Raw genomic sequence first — 16,602 nt, 5'->3', positions numbered from 1 at the left:
AACTTAGCGCGAAACGGCAACACGCCCTAGGAGAGGTGATCGGTTAGCCCATGTTCGGCTGGCCGTTGGAGGCCATCAGCCCGCCGTCGACCGGCAGGTTCACGCCGCTGATGAAGCGTGCGTCGTCGCTTGCGAGAAACGCGATCGCGGCAGCGATGTCTTCCGGCGCAGCGCCTGCGCCCAGCGGCATGCGTTCGGCGAACTTGTCGAGCAGTTCGTCTTTTTCGAAGATACCGCTGGCCATGTCGGTGCGGGTCAGACTCGGGCAGACCGCGTTCACGCGCACGCCGTCGCGGCCGTGGTCGAGTGCCAGCGCGCGGGTGAAGTTGCTCACCGCGCCCTTGCTGGCGTTGTAGACGCTCATCGCCCAGTCGCCGCCCAGGCCCGATACCGACGACGTATTGACGATATTGCCGCGGCTTTCGATCAGGTGCGGCAGGGCCGCTCGGCAGCAGTAGAAGACGCCGTCGACGTTGATCGACATGATCTTGCGCCAGGTCTCGTCGTCGGTATCGGGGATACGGCTTTGCGTCGCGACACCGGCATTGTTGACCAGGATATCGAGCCGACCGCAGGTCTTGATCACATCGTCGACGAGCGCATTCACGGCAGCAGGATCGGCCACGTCGGCCGGGCGAACGTGCACGCGCTCGGCGGGCAGAGTTTTGGCGACCTCGTCGAGTTTTTCTTTCGTGCGGCCGACCAGCACGACGGTGGCGCCTTCATCGGCCAGCCGCTTGGCGGTCGCGGCGCCCATGCCCGAGCCGGCACCGGTGATCAGCGCGATCTTGTCCTGAAAACGTTGCATGTCTTCTCCCGTGGGGTGAACTGTCCCATCGCGCTGGCCGTGTGGGCGATCGCGACGTCGCGAGTACGGCGACCGCGACGCATCGCGCGCCGCGGCCGTTGTGTCATGCAACTGAAACTGCCGATGATCGGGCTCGAATCAAGCCCGCGTCGCCGATCAGTTCTTGTCGAAGACCATGATGCCCCAGGCCAGGTGACCGGCCTTGCCGGCATCGACCCAGTGCAGCAGGCCGGTCTTCATGTTGGCGATATAGGCGTTGGAAATCGCCGAATCGCGCAGCTCGGCTTCGCGTTCGACGAGCGTGTCATGAATGCCGCCGTAATGACGCGGGATCTGTCCGGTATGGTCTTCGAACTCGCGCCGCGTGAACCCGCGTTGTTGGAGCGCCTGCGTGTAGAAATCCGGTGAGCCCATGGTCTCGAGCTGAATGCGGTCGAGCACCGGTTGCAGCACGCCATCGGGGCAGTCGTCGGCCTGCATGGGATCGGTGAAGATGAACGTGCCGCCGGCTTTGAGTACGCGGGCGACTTCATCGAGCACGCGTTCGCGGTTGCCCGAGTGCAGCATGGCGTCCTGCGACCAGACGATATCGAAATGCCCCTCGTCGAAGGGGATGTTCTCGAAATCGCCGTCGACAATGGATACGCGTTGGTCCAGACCACGTTCGGCATTCTTGCGGCGCGCGCGTTCGTTCTGCACTTCGGACAGGTTCAGCGAAACGACATCGGCATTGTGGTGCTGGGCGATATAGCGGGCCGAACCGCCGTAGCCGCCACCGATATCCAGCACTGTCGCGCCGTCCAGCGCCGGCCCGAGAAGGTCGCACATGTGCTCGACCGTTCGATGGCTGGCGTCGACCACGGCCTCTGAATCGGATCCATACAGGCCGATATGAATATCCTCGCCGCCCCACAGGCGCGAGTAGAAGTTTTCGGCGTCGTCGCTGTTGTAGTAGGCCTGGGCTGTACGTACCGCTTCGGAATACTGAGTCATGTTCGCTCCTTAAGACTTGTCGGCGTCGCGATCTACGTTGGCTTCGCGATAGGATTTTTCGGCGACATGAATGAAGAAGTCCGGGTCGCTTTCCTTGTAGCTGCTCTGAAAATCGCCGTAGGTCGTCACCGACTGGAAACCTACCTGGTGCATCAGATCGTGCACGTAGGCCTTGCGCAGCGGAAACATGTTGAGGTGAAAGACCTCATCGCCCGGGAAGGTGTAGCGAAACCGTGCCAGCCCCTCGTCGACGTGTTCAGGCTCGGCCGTGACATTGGCGCCGCAGTAGTAGTACTTGTGGCCGGGCGTCTGGTTAGGGGCTGATTTGCCGTCCAGCAATGCGTCGTAGTTGCGCTGGTCGAGGATGAGAATGCCCTCATGCTTGAGCATGGCGTAGAACTCGGCGAGCGTACGACGGCGGTCGTGCTCGTTGAAGATATGGGTGAACGAATTACCCAGACAGATGATGGCGTCGTAACGTCCGACCACATCGCGCGACAGCCAGCGCCAGTCGCTGTGTACGGTGGAAAGAATCATCCCGCGCTGGCGGGCATTCTCGAAGGCCTTGGCGAGCATCTGCGGGCTGCCGTCGATACTGGCAACCTCGAAGCCGGCCTTGAGTAGTTGTACGGAATGAAAACCGGTGCCGGTGGCCGCATCGATGACGGATTGGCAGCCGTAACGTTTGAGCACATCGATGAAGAAACTGCCTTCGCTGGCGGCGCGCCCGTCCCAGTCGATGAGATCGTCCCAGCGTTCCACGAAGTCGTGGACGTATTCGTATTGATAGTGGTCGGTTTCGCGCACATCGGTCGGCGCAGCGCCGAAGTCCTGGGTACGCTGGAATATCGGATTGTGCTGGGTTGCTTCTTTCATACACGAAAGTCCCCGTCACGGTGCCGCCGGTATCCGACGTCTCGCCGCAAGCTTTTCAAATGGAATGACTACGTTATGCAACCCGCACGCCAGGCTACAACCGCTGTTCGCCAGGTCCTTGATGCGACAGCAAAGACGCCGTTCCCGCAACGATGACCCGCCGATGACAGGTTGTGCACAGCGTCGAAATCGCACCATCGTCGTGCCGTCACTTGCCATGGATGGGCGCTAGCCGTGCGTCGGTTTACCGCGCTCTACACGCGTCTGGACGCCAGCACGGCCACCAACGACAAGGTCGCGGCCATGCGCGCCTACTTCGCTATCGCGCCTGCGGCGGACGCGGCCTGGGCGGTATCGTTTCTGTGTGGGCGACGCATCAAGCGGCTCATCCCCTCGGCACGGCTGCGCGAATGGACCGCCGAGGCGATCGACATGCCCCTGTGGCTGGTCGAGGAAAGCTATTCGGCGGTCGGCGATCTGGCCGAAACCGTCACCCTGTTGCTCGATGAAATCGAAACCGGCGATACCGGCCTGGAGATCGCCCTGCATGACTGGGTGGAGCAGCGCATCCTGCCGCTGCGGGATATGGACGACGAGGCCCGCAAGGCGCGCATCGTCGGCTTCTGGCGGGAACTGCCCACCGATGCCCGCTTTACTCTCAACAAGCTTTTGACCGGCGCGTTTCGCGTGGGCGTATCGCGCCGGCTGGTTACCCGGGCGCTGGCCGAGACAGCCGATATCGAACCTGCCCGGATCGCCCATCGGCTGATGGGCCGCTGGCGGCCCACGCCGCAGTTCTTCGAACGCCTTATCGACCCGGAAGATCGCGGCGAGGACGCCGCCCAGCCCTATCCGTTCTTTCTCGCCTCGCCGATCGAGCAGGCGCCGATCGCGGCGATGGCGGACCTGGGCGCGCGCAGCGAGTGGCATGCGGAATGGAAATGGGATGGCATTCGGGCCCAGCTCATTCGTCGCCAGGGCCAGTGTCATATCTGGTCGCGCGGCGAAGACCTGATGGAAGGGCGTTTCCCCGAGCTGGAGGCCGCGGCGGCCGATCTGCCTGATGGCTGCGTGCTCGACGGCGAGATTCTGGCCTGGGCCGAGGGCGAGCCGCGGCCGCTGCCGTTCGCGCGCCTGCAGCGGCGTATCGGCCGGCTCAAGCCGTCGGCGAACATGCAGGCCAAGCACCCGGTGCGTTTTCTGGCCTACGACCTGATGGAATACGACGGCGCCGATGTTCGCGAGTCGCCCATCGAGGATCGCCGCGCGAAGCTTCAGTCGTTGGTCGACGGACTTGAGTCGGATACGCGCATCGCGGTATCGGCGAACGTAGAATCCACCGGCTGGGACGAACTGGCCGCCCTGCGTGAGCGCAGCCGCGAGTTCGCCACCGAAGGGTTCGTGCTCAAGCGGGCCGGTTCGCCGTATCGGGTCGGGCGCACCCGCGGCGACTGGTATAAATGGAAGGTCGATCCGTATTCGATCGATGCGGTGTTGCTCTATGCCCAGCCCGGCAGCGGTCGACGTTCCAGCCTGCTCACCGATTACACCTTCGCAGTCTGGGACGGCGAGAATCTCGTGCCGTTTGCCAAGGCCTATTCCGGACTCACCGATGAAGAAATCGGCCAGGTCGATCACTGGATACGTCGCAACACCCGCGAACGCTTTGGCCCGGTACGCTCGGTCGAGCCCACGCATGTGTTCGAATTGCACTTTGAAGGCATTCAGGCGTCCAACCGCCACAAGTCCGGCATCGCCGTACGCTTTCCGCGTATTGCCCGCTGGCGTCACGACAAGCGTATCGAAGACGCCGATACGCTCGACGGCGTGAAAGCGTTGCTACCGATCGAGGAACGTATCGAATGATCTCTTTAACACCGTCTACGCCTACAATGGCGCGACCGCCGTTGCGCTCGGTATGACGACGCCGCGTTCATCACATGAATCGGCCGAACCCGAACCCACGCGGATTCGTTTTGCCGACATGACCTGGCGCGACTATGTGCGTATCGGTCTCGGTGTGTTCTTTTTTCTGCTCGGTATCGCAGGGCTCGTGCTGCCGATTCTGCAGGGCATCCTGTTCCTGATCATTTCGGCGATTCTGTTGGCGCCGTATTCGATCTGGGTACAGAAACAGCTGCGACGTTTCGAGCGGCGCTTCCCGTGGATCGCACAACAGGCGCGTGCCGTTGCCGCGCGATGGAACCCAGGCAAGCGCGACTGAATGGGGCCAGCTCACGAGCGCATCGAGCGCTGGTTCGCCGCGCGCAACTGGCAGATCTTCGATTTTCAGCGTGAAGCCTGGGCGGCTTATGGCGCAGGCGAATCGGGTCTGATTCATGCGCCGACCGGCACCGGCAAGACACTGGCGGCCTGGTTCGCGGCCCTTGGCGACTGGCTTGCCCGTACCGACGATCCGGACGCCACGCCGGGCCTGACGCTGCTCTGGATCACGCCGCTGCGGGCCCTGGCTGCGGATACCACCGCACACCTGGCCGCAAGTGCGGCCGAACTGGGCCTGAACTGGACCGTCGAACAGCGCACCGGCGATACCAAAAGCCATATCAAGGCCCGCCAGCGCAAGAAACTGCCGAGTGCGCTCGTCACTACGCCTGAAAGCCTGGCGCTGTTGTTGTCGTATGCCGATCACGAAACGCTGTTTGGCCAGCTTCAAGGCGTGGTGGTCGACGAATGGCACGAGCTGTTGTCGACCAAACGTGGCGTGCAACTCGAACTCGCACTGGCCCGATTGCGTACGCTGCGCCCGGCACTGCGAACCTGGGGGCTATCAGCCACGCTGGCCAATCTCGACCAGGCCGCCGATGCGTTGACCGGCGGCCAGAGCGCGCACGAAATTCGGGGGGTGGTGCCGGCCGAGACACAAATCGCCGCACTTATCCCGGATACGATCGAGCGTTTTCCCTGGGCCGGGCATCTGGGCACGCGTCTGGTCGAACCGGTGGTGGAAGCCCTTGAAGCCGCCCAAACGACGCTGCTATTCACCAATACGCGCTCACAGGCCGAGCTGTGGCATCAGGCTCTACTGCGTGCGCGCCCCGACTGGCTGGCACAGATTGCGTTGCATCACGGCTCGCTCGATCGCGGGCTGCGCGAGCAGGTCGAGGCGATGATCGCGGATGGCCGCCTGCGCTGCGTGGTGGCCACTTCCAGCCTCGATCTCGGCGTGGATTTCTCGCCGGTCGATCAGGTCATCCAGATTGGCAGCCCCAAGGGCGTGGCGCGGCTGCTGCAGCGTGCTGGGCGTTCCGGTCATCGGCCGGGCGTGGCCAGTCGTATTCTGTGTGTGCCCACCCATGCCTTCGAATTGGTCGAGATCGCCGCCGCCCGGCGCAAGGCCATGGCGGGCGAGGTCGAAGCGCGTGTACCGTTGACCGGTGCGCTCGATGTGCTCTCACAGCACCTCGTGACCCGCGCGCTGGGTAGCACGCGCGATGGCGGGGTCGATGAAAACGCATTGCTGGCCGAAGTTCGCAGCAGCCGTGCCTATCGCGATCTGAGTGATGATGAATGGCAGTGGACGCTGGATTTCGTCACCCGTGGCGGCGCGGCACTCTCGGCCTATCCCGAATTCCAGCGCGTCGAACGCGCCAACGGGCGCCTGGCGGTGACCGATCGGCGTATTGCGCGCCGGCATCGTATGACCATGGGCACGATCACCTCCGATGCGGCCATTAGCGTGCGCTTCATGAAAGGTGGGCGTCTGGGGACGGTGGAAGAGCGCTTCATCGCCCAACTCAAGCCGGGCGATGTGTTTCTGTTCTCGGGCCGGCTGCTGGAACTGGTGCGTGTACGCGAGCTCACGGCCTATGTGAAAGCGGCCACCCGCAAGAACCGCCAGGTGCCGCGCTGGGCCGGCGGACGCATGGCGATTTCCGGGACGCTCGCCGACGCGATTCGTGGCTTGCTGGAAGCCGCCCGCGACGGCGATTACCGCGAGCCCGAACTGGCGGCGATTCGCGATCTGCTGGAGATTCAGCGCCGCTGGTCGGCGTTGCCGGCGGCCGACGAACTGCTCATCGAGCATGTCACCAGCCGCGAAGGCCGACACTGGTTCTTCTACCCTTTTGCGGGCCGGCTTGCCCATGAAGGCCTGTCGGCGCTGGTGGCCTGGCGGCTGGCGCAGATGCATAAGGCCTCGTTCCGGTTTTCGGTCAACGATTACGGCTTCGAACTCGTTACCCGCAACAAGGTCGATTTCAGCGAGGCCGAGCTGCGCGCCGCACTCTCGCCGGATAATCTGGTGGACGACCTGCTGGCCTGTCTGAATGCTGCCGAGCTGTCCAAGCGGGCATTTCGCGATATCGCCCGGATCGCCGGGCTGGTGTTTTCCGGCTATCCCGGTGCCCACAAGAGCGCGCGTCAGGTGCAGGCCTCGAGCGGGTTGGTCTTCGATGTGCTTACCCGCTACGACGCCGCCAACCTGCTGCTCGACCAGGCCCGTCGCGAAGTGCTGGAACGCGAACTGGAGTTCAATCGCGTACATGCCGCGCTCGAACGCATCGCGCGCCAGTCGCTGTGTGTGGCCAACCCGCCGCGGCTCACGCCGCTGGGGTTTCCGCTCTGGGTCGAGCGCGTGGCCAGCCAGGTCTCGAACGAGTCCTGGCGCGACCGGGTCGAACGCATGACCGTGCAGCTGGAAAAGGCCGCAGACAAGAAGCCGAAGAACGAAGCGCGCAAATGAGCGTCCCGGCGAATATCTCGAACGCACCCCGTCAGAAGGCCATGCCGACGCATGGGCAGCGAGACGCGGATCGAGGTCGTAAGACCCTGCTGGTTGCAATGGTGCCCAGCGCCCTAAGCTATATCGCCGAACCGCGTTGTTTGAGAACGCTAGAGATCGTTTTCGTACCGAAAAAGCCATGTCACTGAAAGCCGAACAAGCGCGGCCGGTCGGCCAACTCGAACTCGATATTGGCGGCGAGCCGCTATGGCTACGCGGCGATCACAGCGTGTTCTGGCCGGCGCGCGCGACGTTGTTCGTGGCGGATACGCATTTTGGCAAGGCGGGTGTGTTTCGACGCCAGGGCCTGGGCGTACCCAGCGGCACGACCGACGCGGATCTGGCGCGCCTGGGCATAGCGCTGGCCGAAACCCAGGCCCGGCGACTGATCGTGCTCGGGGATTTTGTCCATGCGCCGCCGGCAGTGGATACGCCCTGGCTGGCTCGCTTTGCCGCATGGCGCGTACGCCATGCCGATGTCGAGATGATCGTCACACGTGGCAATCACGATCGGGCTGAGCGCTTGCCTATCGACTGCGACGTGCGCTGGCATGCGGGCAGCCTGTTCGAGGCGCCCTTCGTGCTACGCCACGAACCCGAGGCGGACGCGCGCGGGCCGGTGCTCGCCGGCCACGTGCATCCCGTGGTTCATCTGGGCGCCGGTCGCGAACGGCTCCGCGTGCCGGTGTTCTGGCGCCATGCCGATGGCTTGATGCTGCCGGCATTCTGCAGCTTTGCCGGCGGCCAGCGGATTTCGCCGGCCGAGGGCGACCGCGTGTTCGTGGTCGGCGACGACGAGGTGATTGAGGCGGCGATGGGGTAATCGCCGCTGCCCGGCTTCTTCGACGCCATTATTGAACGCCGCTTTGGCCGGCGCTTTGCTGGCGCCAGGCCTCGAAACGGTCGCGTTCGGCCTGGCTGGCATTGTCCCACCAGTATTTGAGCATCTGCAGCGACTGTGGCGGTGCGTTTTTGGGGGCGGGCTGCGGGGTATCCGCGCTGGCGGCCGCGGTTTTGCCCACCGGTGCGAACACCGTATTGCCGCGCCGGATGGTTTCGATTTCGGGTTCGGCCACGGCAATTTCGCCGCTGACCGTGTCGCCGCTGGCCCGGTTCTCGATCGCCAGGCTCGGGTTGGCGGCAAAGGCTTCGCCCGCGCTCGGGGTGCTCGGGCGCTCGCCGGTCACTGCATAGCGGCTGTCCGCGCGGGCGGTGAAACTCACCGTAATGGGCTCCGAGAGCACGCGAGCGTAGTCGTCGGTACGGTCGCCGTTGTCTTCGATGAGATCGAAATAGCGCAATACGAGCGTGTGCTCGCCGGGCGCGACGCGCAGGGTCTGGTCGCGTCCGTCGAAGCTGTAGAAACTGCTGCGCAGTTCGGTGCCATCGATCGCTTGCACTTGATACTGATAGGGCACGAACAACTCGGCGCTGGCGGCCCCTGGGGTGTTGCCCGTGTCGATTTGACGTACGCCGGCACAGCCGGCAAGAACGATCAGGCCGGTGATCAGGCCCGCCTGAAGGATGAAACGGATAGCGAAACGCGACATGACAAGTCCCCGGCGCTCGTGAATGCATGGATGATCGAGGCCGCGGTGCGCGGCCGATGCACACCTTGTGCCGTCAACGTGACACTGCGATGACAATCGTGTGACGACATAGCCGACAGGGCTCGGCGTGCGAGATGAAGCAAGCCGCGCGCGCGACAGGTAGAATCACGCCCATGCTTATTGCAATGATCATCGGTGCCGTGATCGGTGGCGCCATTATGGGTTTGCCCGGCGTGTTGCTTGGCGGTGTTCTTGGCTTCGCGGGCGCGCAGATGCTGGCCATGACGCTGCTCAAGGGCGCGCTTGGCACTATCCGTGCGCAGTTCCTGGATTCCACGTTCGCGGTCATGGGCGCGCTGTGCAAGGCCGATGGCCAAGTCACGCGCGACGAAATACGCGTGGCCGAGGATCTGTTCGCCAAGCTGCGGCTTAATGACGAGCAGAAAGCGCAGGCGCGGGCGTCGTTCAATCGTGGCAAGGCCGACGATTTCGATTTGGACGGCGAGGTCGAAAAGTTCTGTAAGGTCGCACGCGGCCAGCGCGCGTTGCATCAGATGTTTCTGCAGGTGCAGATCGCCGCGATTGCGGCCGATGGCAAGGTCAGCAATGCCGAGCACGACATGCTCATGCGTGTGGCGCGCGGGCTGGGTCTGTCGGAAATGGAAATCCGCCAGCTCGAAGCGATGCTGTCCGGCCGCGGCCCGGGCAGCACCTCGGGCGACGGTATGGGCTCGAAAGCGGGTGTCGACCCGAAAGAGCAGCTCGAGCAGGCATATACGGTGCTCGGCGTAGATTCCTCTGCCAGCGATGGCGAGGTCAAGAAAGCCTATCGTCGTCAGATGAGCCAGAACCACCCCGACAAACTCGCGGCCAAAGGCATGCCGGAAAGCATGCGGGAAATGGCCGAAGAGAAAACGCGCGAGATCGGTGCCGCCTACGAACGTATTTGCGAGGCGCGCGGTCTGAGCTGAAGCCTAGACGCGTGGGTTCGTCGGCGCCGCCAGGCGATTGATGAACCACTGCAAACCCCGCCCTGCGGTGGTGCTTTTCCAGAGCAGATATGACGGCTGCACAGCGCGTGGCGTCGCCAGTTCACAGGTAACAAGACGCCCCGCTTGTAGATGGTCGCGCACCCACCCGGCAGGGCAATGGCCGACGCCGAGGCCCTGTTCTATGGCCTCGATCTTGCTGTGCATGCTGGCCACGGTGAGCCGTGGCTGCCCGTCGAGCAGTCCTGCGCTGCGCGGTGCAAGGGCCCGCGCGCTATCGGCGACCACCACGGCGCGATGCATCCGCAATGCATCCTCGGTCAACGGTTGTTCATGAGCGGCCAACGGATGATTGGGCGCGCAACAGAACACAAATTCCACGGGGTTGAACAGCGCACGCTGAATACCGGTTTTGGTTGGCGGGTCGGCCACGCCGATGGCCAGATCGACCTGGTCTTCGATCAATGCTTCCCAGGTGCCGCCGAGGATTTCTTCGCGCAGGCGCACATTGATCGCGGGATGGGCGCGATGAAAGTCGGCGAGCGCCGGCCAGAGTTCGCGCGGTGCGATCAGGCCGTTGAGCGCCAGGCGCAGTTCAGGTTCCCAGTTGTCGGCCAGGCGCCGCGCGGCTGCGCCGAGCTCGCGGCTGGCGGTCAATATACGCCGGCCTTCGTCGAGTAGCAGTTGTCCCGCGGGGGTGAGCACCGCGCGATGGCCGCTTCTGTCGAATACGGTAATGCCCAGATCCGATTCAAGCTGATTGATCGTGTACGAGATCGCTGAAGGTACGCGGTACAGCGATGCGGCTGCGGCGGCGAAGCTGCCATAACGAGCAATCGCATCCAGCGCCTCGAGCGCTTCGAGTCGCACCGGCGAACCCTGGGTAGCCATGGCAAGGAAACTCAGTCAAATAATTTGAAAGAGTATGCCAAAAGGCTTCGCTTTCATCGCCGTGACGCACGTTTTATGTTGCACCGTGTAACCGAAGCGTTGCTCGATTCGTTACGGCGGGTCGAGCGAATCTGCCCGGTGCTGTCATTTACTGGTCTGCAGCCTTTGGGCTGCAAGCCGCGAAAAAAAACGGATGTCGTTATGAAAAAGGTTCTGGTGCTCTATTACTCGATGTACGGTCATATCGAGACGCTGGCCAACGCGGTCGTCAACGGGGCGAAAAGCGTCGATGGTGTGGAAGTTACGCTAAAGCGCGTACCCGAAACCATGAGCGACGCGGCGCTGGAAGCCGCCGGCGCAAAGACCGATCAGGGTGCCGCCGTGGCCGAGCCGGGCGAGATTGCGGACTACGATGCCATCGTTTTTGGTACGCCCACGCGATTCGGCAATATGGCTGGTCAGATGCGCACGTTCCTGGATCAGACCGGCGGCCTGTGGGCCAACGGCAAGCTGGTAAACAAATTCGCCAGTGTATTTACCTCCAGCGCCACCGGCGCGGGTAACGAAACCACGATTACCTCCTTCTGGAACACGTTGGCGCATCACGGCATGCTGATCGTGCCGGTCGATTACGCGGGCGCACAGGAGCTGTTCGATATTTCCGAACTGCGCGGCGGCTCGCCCTATGGCGCATCGACCTACGCCGGCGGCGACGGTTCGCGCCAGCCCAGTGAAAAAGAGTTGTCGATCGCCCGTTACCAGGGCGAAAAAGTGGCCAGACTAGCCACGGCGTTGAGCCTCTGACACAGTTCACGCATACGCCGATACACAATCGCAAGGATAGGGGCATGAGCAAAAACGCAGCGACCGATCACCGTATTCACAACACGTTGGCTGTGCGCTGGAGCCCCTACGCCTTCAGCGACAAGCCCGTGCCGGCTCAGGATCTTGCCAGCTTGTTCGAGGCCGCGCGCTGGGCGCCGTCTTCCTACAATGAGCAGCCTTGGCGTTATATCGTCGGGATCAAGGGCGAAGGCGATACGCACGCGCGGATTCTCGAATGTCTTGTCGAAGGCAACCGCGCCTGGGCGCAGAACGCGCCGGTGCTGGCCCTGGGCGTGGTGGTTCGCACTTTCAGCCTGAACGGCGAATCGAACAAAGCCGCCGAGCATGATCTGGGGCTGGCGTCGGCCAACCTGGTCACCGAGGCGACCACGCGTAAGCTGTTTGTACACCAGATGATCGGCATGGATCCGGAGGCCGCACGCACCGAGTTCGCAATTCCCGATCATGCCGAAGCATTCACTGCCATGGCGATCGGTTATCGCCAGACGTCGGACAACATGAATCAGGCGCTCATCGAGCGCGACAGCAAGCCACGGGAGCGTCGTGCGTTAAGCGAATTTGTGTTCGCCGACCGATTCGGTAATCCCGCTCGATTATAGGCGTCGTCAGGCGTTGCGCCGCTTTTTGGCCTTCATGCACTCCATCTTCAGCTGTCGTTAATGAACGACAGTCGTGTTATAGATAAAAGAGGGAATTCACGATAACAGAAAGTGCATGAGCGATAGCCAACCTACAAAGGCGGGTATCAATCCGCCGGTATTTTTTCCGTCAGTCGCCGTTATCGGCGTACTCGTCGTCTTTGGTGCGGTCTTCCCCGAGAAGGCCAATACCTTCTTCAGCGGAATGCAAAGCTGGCTGATCAGTACGTTTGGCTGGCTTTATCTGGGCGCCGTCGGGGCGTATCTGATTTTCTGCATCGTGTTGGCGCTATCGCGCTACGGGCAGTTCCGGCTGGGGCCGGATCACAGTGAGCCGGATTTCAGTTACATATCCTGGTTCGCGATGTTGTTCTCCGCGGGCATGGGCATCGGGCTGATGTTCTACGGCGTGGCCGAACCGGTCATGCACTACGCGAACCCACCCCAAGGCACGAGCGAAACCGCGGAAGCCGCGCGCTCGGCCATGCGTATTACCTTCTTCCATTGGGGTATGCATGCCTGGGCGATCTATGCGGTCGTGGGCTTGTGCCTGGCTTATTTCAGCTTCCGGCGCGATCTTCCGCTACGTATGAGCTCGGCGCTCTATCCGCTGATCGGTAAGCGTATTTCCGGGCCGATCGGTAATGCCGTCGATATTCTTGCCGTGTTCGGTACGCTGTTCGGCGTGGCCACCTCGCTTGGCTTTGGCGCCCAGCAGGTCAATTCCGGCTTGAACTTCCTGTTCAGCGTGCCGGAAGGCTTGAGCACCCAGATCGTGCTCATCTGCATCATCACGGCGATGGCTACGACGTCGGTCGTGCTCGGACTCGACGGCGGTATTCGCCGCGTGTCGGAGCTCAATCTGTGGCTGGCAGCCGCATTGCTGTTGTTCGTGATCGTGATGGGGCCAACGCTGTTCATCTTCCAGTCGCTGATCCAGAACATCGGTAACTACATGTCCTCTGTCGTGGACATGACCTTCAATTCATGGGTGTATACCGGGAACGACGATACTGAAACCTTCATGAGCAGCTGGACGCTGTTCTACTGGGCCTGGTGGATTTCCTGGTCGCCGTTCGTGGGCATGTTCGTTGCGCGCGTGTCGCGTGGCCGTACGATTCGTGAGTTCGTGCTCGGCGTGTTGCTGGTGCCGGTCGGTGCCACCTTCCTGTGGCTGACCGCCTTCGGTGATGGCGCGCTGCACATGATCATGATCGACGGCATGACCACCGTGCTCGATGCCGTGGATGAGAACACCTCGACTGCGCTGTTCGTGTTTCTTGAGCAGTTCCCGTTCACCTGGCTGACCTCGATTCTCGGCACCATGCTGGTGATCACGTTCTTCGTGACCTCATCGGACTCCGGTTCGTTGGTCATCGATATCCTCACCGCCAAGGATGGCGATGAGCCGCCGGTATGGCAGCGCATCTTCTGGGCTGTGCTCGAAGGTCTGGTGGCGATCGTTTTGCTGGCCGCGGGTGGTATCGGCGCTTTGCAGGCCGCATCGCTTGCCTCCGCATTGCCGATTACCGTGATTATTTTGATCATGGCCTATTGCCTCTATCGGTCGTTGAGCATCGAACTGGTCAAGCAGGACAGCCTGCGTCATGCGATGAATACACCTTCCAATGTCGCCGGCTTCGGCGGTGGCAGCTGGGAGAATCGTCTCAAGACGTTGGTCACCTCGCCGCGGCGCAAGCAGGTGGACGAGTTCCTGACGCAGGTCGTCAAGCCGGCTATGGAAGCCGTTTCCAAGCAGTTCGAGGAAAGCGGCATGAGTACGAAGATCAGCGTTGAGGACGATCGTTGCTATCTGGACGTCGACCATGGTGCCGAGATCGATTTCGTCTACGGTGTGCGTGCGCGTCGCTTTACGGCGCCGACGTTCTATATGGGCGCACTGACCCGCAGTGAAGAGCAGAAGAAGGCGAAAGAGCGCGAGCACTTCCGTGCCGAAGTCTTCCTGCGCGAAGGCGGTCAGCAGTACAACGTCGTGGGCTATACCAAGGAACAGCTCATCGGCGACATACTGGACCAGTACGAGAAGCATCTGCACTTCCTGTACCTGGTGCGTTAAGCGTCCCTCTCGGCCGCAGACCAGCCCGGCGTTGCTTAGCAGCGCCGGGTTTTTTATTGCCCACGAAACGGGCGTGTCTGCGTTGTGCTGCCGGTAAAAAGGCGATGCGTTATGCTTGGCGGGATTTCATTCCCGAGCCGAGTCTACCTGCCGATGCGACAGGATCCTTTTGCCGTTTCCAGCGTTCCACCGATGATCAAGTGGCTACTGATCGCGAACGGGCTGGGGTTTTTGTTCCTGATGTATGCGCAGGAACCGGTCATGCAGTATTTCGCGCTATGGCCGCTGGGCGAGTATCCCGTACGGACGTCCGCAGGTGTCGGCAGTGTCGGGTTCGAAATCTGGCAACTGCTGTCCTATGGGTTCCTGCACGGCGGCTTCGGCCATCTGTTCTTCAACATGTTTGGCTTGTGGATGTTCGGCCGTGTGGTCGAGCAAGTGTGGGGTGGTCAGCGTTTTCTGCTTTATTACCTGGTATGCGTCGTCGGTGCCGGTTTGACGCAGGTGCTGACGCTGGCGCTGCTTTCGCCGGGTCAACCGGTACCCACGGTCGGCGCGTCCGGTGGCCTGTTCGGCGTGCTGTTGGCGTTCGGGATGATGTTTCCGAACGCTCGTGTGATGTTGCTCATTCCGCCGATTCCGATGACGGCCAAGTGGCTGGTCATCGGTTACGGGGCGATGGAGCTGTTTTTCGGTGTGACAGGCACGCAGGCCGGCGTGGCGCATTTCGCGCATCTCGGCGGCATGGCGTTCGGCTTCGGGTTGATGATGTACTGGCGCAAACAGGGCGGCCCGCGGATTTACCCTTAGCCGTTTGAAGCGCCCATACGCAGGCGGCCGGTCTCACACCGGGCTCAATCATTGGTCGACTTTTCGTAGCCGCCATTTTGCGGCAATCTGACGCATTGGCGGCGCGCGTGTTGTAGTGAATGACGCCGACCGAACTATAAATAACCGACAAGCAGGCTATGCAGCCGACTCGCGGCGCGAGCGGCGGCTGAGCGAAGGGGAGCCATGAGCATCAAACGTCGTCAGTTTCTGACCGGAGCGGCCGGTGCGGTCGCAGCCGCGAGTACCGTGTTTTCGCCGATGACGATCGCGCGAAACAAGAAATATCGTCTGGGCATGGTCACGTCCTGGCCCTCGTCCATCGACACGCTGTTCGGCACTGCCGAGTACATCGGCCGTGCCATCGAATATGCGACCGATGGCGATGTCGAGGTGGAAGTCTTTGCGGCCGGCGAGCAGGTTGGCGGCCTGGAGGTGTACGACAGTGTTTCCAGCGGCGCCTTCGCGATGGGCCATACGGCCTCCTATTATTATATCGGTCAGGATCCGACCCACGCCTTCTTCACGTCCATGCCGTTCGGGCTGACCGGTCAGCAGCAGAACGCCTGGATCGAGGAAGGCGGCGGTGGTGATCTCTGGAACGAGCTCAACGCGCGCAGCAACCTGGTCGCTTTTCTGGCCGGCAATACCGGCGGCCAGACCGGCGGCTGGTTCAATAAGGAAATCAACTCGCCCGACGATCTCAAAGGCTTGAAGATGCGCTTCCCTGGCGTCGGCGGGCAGGTAATGGCGCGTGCCGGCGTCAATATTCAGAACCTGCCGGGCGGGCAGGTCTATTTCGCGCTCGAGCGCGGCGTGATCGACGCCGCGGACTGGGTCAGCCCCTACGACGATGAGATCCTGCAGCTGCACAAGGCCGCCAAGTACTACTATATGCCCAGCTGGGCAGAACCCGGTGCGACGCTCGGTCTGTATGTGAACAACGATATCTTCAAGGATCTACCCAAGGATATTCGCGAGACAATCCCGGTGGCCGCCGAGGCCGCCAACGAGCGCATGTTTGCCCAGTACATGGCGCGCAACGGGCCGGCACTCAAGCGCCTGATCGCCGGCGGTGCGCAGGTGCGCACGTTCCCGTCCGAAGTGCTCGACGTGCTCAAGGGTTATACCGACGAGATCCAGCAAGAGCACGCCGACAAGAACAAGCTCTATGCCAAGGTCTACGACCAGTGGCAGGGCTTTCGCGACGAAGTGCGGGCCTGGACCGACGTCAGCGAATACAACTTCCTGCGCTATATCAACGGCGATCTCGCCTAACGGTTGCTACGGCGTCAGGGGTATGCAACCAAAGCCGCGCTGCTTGACTGAGCAGCGCGGCTTTTTTGTGCTTGTCGTATCAGGGGT

General features: G+C 62.2%; 15 protein-coding genes. 10 read left to right on the top strand and 5 right to left on the bottom strand.

Features of this window, described 5'->3' with window-relative positions; genetic code table 11:
- Positions 1–43 precede the first annotated feature (43 nt).
- From budC to SSPSH_RS09375, 3 genes are all read right to left on the bottom strand, one after another.
- A complete protein-coding gene (gene budC / locus SSPSH_RS09385; RefSeq protein ID WP_006912738.1) occupies positions 44–808 on the bottom strand; it encodes a meso-2,3-butanediol dehydrogenase in 765 nt (254 codons plus the stop codon).
- A gap of 156 nt (positions 809–964) precedes the next feature.
- Positions 965–1,801, bottom strand: coding sequence for an SAM-dependent methyltransferase (locus tag SSPSH_RS09380; protein ID WP_006912737.1), 837 nt, complete (start codon positions 1,799–1,801; stop codon positions 965–967).
- Between the two features lie 9 nt (positions 1,802–1,810).
- The gene (locus SSPSH_RS09375; RefSeq protein WP_006912736.1) at positions 1,811–2,677 is read right to left on the bottom strand and encodes a glycine/sarcosine N-methyltransferase; all 867 of its coding nucleotides are present in this window, start codon (positions 2,675–2,677) and stop codon (positions 1,811–1,813) included.
- 234 nt (positions 2,678–2,911) lie between these two features.
- Here SSPSH_RS09375 and SSPSH_RS09370 point away from each other — a divergent pair, with 234 nt between their 5' ends.
- The 4 genes from SSPSH_RS09370 to pdeM all read left to right on the top strand — a co-directional run bounded on the left by SSPSH_RS09370 (position 2,912) and on the right by pdeM (position 8,241).
- Entirely contained in the window at positions 2,912–4,543 is a 1,632-nt protein-coding gene (locus tag SSPSH_RS09370; RefSeq protein WP_006912735.1) for an ATP-dependent DNA ligase, read from the top strand.
- A gap of 52 nt (positions 4,544–4,595) precedes the next feature.
- The gene (locus SSPSH_RS09365; protein WP_006912734.1) at positions 4,596–4,901 is read left to right on the top strand and encodes a hypothetical protein; all 306 of its coding nucleotides are present in this window, start codon (positions 4,596–4,598) and stop codon (positions 4,899–4,901) included.
- The gene (locus SSPSH_RS09360; protein ID WP_006912733.1) at positions 4,902–7,379 is read left to right on the top strand and encodes a ligase-associated DNA damage response DEXH box helicase; all 2,478 of its coding nucleotides are present in this window, start codon (positions 4,902–4,904) and stop codon (positions 7,377–7,379) included.
- Between the two features lie 178 nt (positions 7,380–7,557).
- A complete protein-coding gene (pdeM, locus tag SSPSH_RS09355; protein WP_021031636.1) occupies positions 7,558–8,241 on the top strand; it encodes a ligase-associated DNA damage response endonuclease PdeM in 684 nt (227 codons plus the stop codon).
- Between the two features lie 28 nt (positions 8,242–8,269).
- On the opposite strand, the gene SSPSH_RS09350 is transcribed toward pdeM, so the two are convergent.
- Entirely contained in the window at positions 8,270–8,968 is a 699-nt protein-coding gene (locus SSPSH_RS09350) for a DUF2057 family protein (RefSeq protein WP_006912731.1), read from the bottom strand.
- A 173-nt stretch (positions 8,969–9,141) separates the two neighbouring features.
- Between SSPSH_RS09350 and djlA the strand changes: the two genes are divergently transcribed.
- Positions 9,142–9,939 (top strand): co-chaperone DjlA, encoded by a 798-nt coding sequence (gene djlA / locus SSPSH_RS09345; RefSeq protein ID WP_006912730.1) that lies wholly within the window; start codon positions 9,142–9,144, stop codon positions 9,937–9,939.
- A gap of 3 nt (positions 9,940–9,942) precedes the next feature.
- On the opposite strand, the gene SSPSH_RS09340 is transcribed toward djlA, so the two are convergent.
- Positions 9,943–10,848, bottom strand: a complete 906-nt coding sequence (locus SSPSH_RS09340) for a LysR substrate-binding domain-containing protein (RefSeq protein WP_021031635.1) — start codon at positions 10,846–10,848, stop codon at positions 9,943–9,945.
- Positions 10,849–11,049: 201 nt separating this feature from the next.
- Here SSPSH_RS09340 and wrbA point away from each other — a divergent pair, with 201 nt between their 5' ends.
- The 5 genes from wrbA to SSPSH_RS09315 all read left to right on the top strand — a co-directional run bounded on the left by wrbA (position 11,050) and on the right by SSPSH_RS09315 (position 16,515).
- Entirely contained in the window at positions 11,050–11,652 is a 603-nt protein-coding gene (gene wrbA / locus SSPSH_RS09335) for an NAD(P)H:quinone oxidoreductase (RefSeq protein ID WP_006912728.1), read from the top strand.
- Between the two features lie 44 nt (positions 11,653–11,696).
- Positions 11,697–12,293, top strand: a complete 597-nt coding sequence (locus SSPSH_RS09330) for a nitroreductase family protein (protein ID WP_006912727.1) — start codon at positions 11,697–11,699, stop codon at positions 12,291–12,293.
- Positions 12,294–12,408: 115 nt separating this feature from the next.
- The gene (locus SSPSH_RS09325) at positions 12,409–14,409 is read left to right on the top strand and encodes a BCCT family transporter (RefSeq protein ID WP_006912726.1); all 2,001 of its coding nucleotides are present in this window, start codon (positions 12,409–12,411) and stop codon (positions 14,407–14,409) included.
- Positions 14,410–14,562: 153 nt separating this feature from the next.
- Complete coding sequence (locus SSPSH_RS09320; protein ID WP_006912725.1) at positions 14,563–15,219, top strand: rhomboid family intramembrane serine protease; 657 nt, start codon at positions 14,563–14,565, stop codon at positions 15,217–15,219.
- 204 nt (positions 15,220–15,423) lie between these two features.
- Entirely contained in the window at positions 15,424–16,515 is a 1,092-nt protein-coding gene (locus SSPSH_RS09315) for a TRAP transporter substrate-binding protein (RefSeq protein ID WP_006912724.1), read from the top strand.
- Positions 16,516–16,602 lie beyond the last annotated feature (87 nt).

This window comes from Salinisphaera shabanensis E1L3A, from assembly GCF_000215955.2.
Classification (GTDB): domain Bacteria; phylum Pseudomonadota; class Gammaproteobacteria; order Nevskiales; family Salinisphaeraceae; genus Salinisphaera; species Salinisphaera shabanensis.
This window is presented reverse-complemented; position numbering and strand designations above follow the sequence as displayed.

Coding starts and splice junctions, on each gene's coding strand:
- SSPSH_RS09360 (WP_006912733.1), top strand. CDS start 4,902: ATGGGGCCAGCTCACGAGCGCATCGAGCGCTGGTTCGCCGCGCGCAAC.
- SSPSH_RS09380 (WP_006912737.1), bottom strand. CDS start 1,801: ATGACTCAGTATTCCGAAGCGGTACGTACAGCCCAGGCCTACTACAAC.
- SSPSH_RS09320 (WP_006912725.1), top strand. CDS start 14,563: ATGCGACAGGATCCTTTTGCCGTTTCCAGCGTTCCACCGATGATCAAG.
- SSPSH_RS09365 (WP_006912734.1), top strand. CDS start 4,596: ATGACGACGCCGCGTTCATCACATGAATCGGCCGAACCCGAACCCACG.
- SSPSH_RS09330 (WP_006912727.1), top strand. CDS start 11,697: ATGAGCAAAAACGCAGCGACCGATCACCGTATTCACAACACGTTGGCT.
- budC (WP_006912738.1), bottom strand. CDS start 808: ATGCAACGTTTTCAGGACAAGATCGCGCTGATCACCGGTGCCGGCTCG.
- SSPSH_RS09350 (WP_006912731.1), bottom strand. CDS start 8,968: ATGTCGCGTTTCGCTATCCGTTTCATCCTTCAGGCGGGCCTGATCACC.
- SSPSH_RS09340 (WP_021031635.1), bottom strand. CDS start 10,848: ATGGCTACCCAGGGTTCGCCGGTGCGACTCGAAGCGCTCGAGGCGCTG.
- wrbA (WP_006912728.1), top strand. CDS start 11,050: ATGAAAAAGGTTCTGGTGCTCTATTACTCGATGTACGGTCATATCGAG.
- djlA (WP_006912730.1), top strand. CDS start 9,142: ATGCTTATTGCAATGATCATCGGTGCCGTGATCGGTGGCGCCATTATG.
- pdeM (WP_021031636.1), top strand. CDS start 7,558: ATGTCACTGAAAGCCGAACAAGCGCGGCCGGTCGGCCAACTCGAACTC.
- SSPSH_RS09325 (WP_006912726.1), top strand. CDS start 12,409: ATGAGCGATAGCCAACCTACAAAGGCGGGTATCAATCCGCCGGTATTT.
- SSPSH_RS09375 (WP_006912736.1), bottom strand. CDS start 2,677: ATGAAAGAAGCAACCCAGCACAATCCGATATTCCAGCGTACCCAGGAC.
- SSPSH_RS09315 (WP_006912724.1), top strand. CDS start 15,424: ATGAGCATCAAACGTCGTCAGTTTCTGACCGGAGCGGCCGGTGCGGTC.